1 protein-coding gene and 1 pseudogene are annotated in these 1,101 nt (G+C 67.0%); both read right to left on the bottom strand.

Annotated features, from left to right (window positions below; genetic code table 11):
• Positions 1-389, bottom strand: a pseudogene (locus AB0L75_RS44455) (hypothetical protein); the annotation flags it as partial.
• Positions 337-1,101, bottom strand: a 765-nt coding sequence (locus AB0L75_RS44460; protein WP_365191975.1) for an SLC13 family permease, incomplete at its 5' end; no start/stop codon positions are given. The gene AB0L75_RS44460 and the pseudogene AB0L75_RS44455, both read right to left, overlap by 53 nt.

The following is a 1,101-nucleotide window of genomic DNA, read 5'->3' on the forward strand; positions in this document are numbered from 1 at the left end:
ATCGGGAAGACCATGGCCGACGTGGTCGTGAGTGCCACTGTGGAGGAGCCCTGCGCGGTCTTCAGGACGGCGGAGACGAGGAAGGGGAAGAACAGTCCGATGACCGACAACTGTGCAGCGTTGCTCTCGATGAAGGTGACGAGGTCGGTGGTGGCGATGACGCGCCCCAGCACACCGCCGGCCGCCGTGATGAACAGAATGGGGCCGACGACCCGGAGGGTCTCCTCCGTCAGGTCGTAGAACGTCTCGCCACGGCGCACGCTGAACAGCAGGCCGACTGCGCAGAGAGTGCCGACGGCGAGCGCGATCATCGGCGTGCCGAGGAATCGGGCGAAGTCACCCGCGGGGCCGGTCCACTTCAGGACGGATGCGAGCGAGCCGAGAGCCATGAGCAGGATGGGGGGCGATGATGGGCGCGAAGGACGCAGCCGTCCCAGGCATCCGCCCGTAGGACCGGCGAAGCGCGTCGTAGGCCGCCTCCAGCTCGTCCGCATCCTCCGTGCCGATCTCCTCAGGGGCGGTCACCCGCTTGCCGATGTAGAGGGCGTACAGGTACGCGACGAGGAGTGCGGGGATCGAGACGACGACGCCGAGGCCGATCACCAGCAGGAGGTGGTCGCCGATGCCGAGGTTCTGGGCGGCTGCGATGGGCCCCGGGGTCGGCGGGATGAAGACGTGCGAGGTGTACAGACCTGCCGCCAGGGCCACGGTCATCGCCACGGGTGACGCCCCGGTGCGACGGGCCAGGGCCTTGCGGATGGGATTGAGAATGACGAATGCGGAGTCGCTGAACACGGGGATGGAGACCACCCAGCCCATGAGCTGCATAGCCAGGACGGGGTAGCGCTTGCCGACGACCCTCACGAGCGCATCAGCGATCCTGAAGGCACCGCCGGTGCGCTCCAGGATGAGACCGATGAGCGTGCCCAGGATGATGACGATGCCGATCGACGTGAAGATCCCGGAGAATCCCTCCCCGATCACGTCGGCGATGCCCTTGACGGGCTCTTCCCCTTCGGCGCCGGTCGACTTCACCAGCGGGATCCCACCGATGATCCCCAAGGCGAAGGATCCCTTGTCGACCAGGGACTGGATGGCCTG

This window comes from Streptomyces sp. NPDC052101, from assembly GCF_040680235.1.
In the GTDB taxonomy this organism is placed as follows: Bacteria; Actinomycetota; Actinomycetes; order Streptomycetales; family Streptomycetaceae; genus Streptomyces.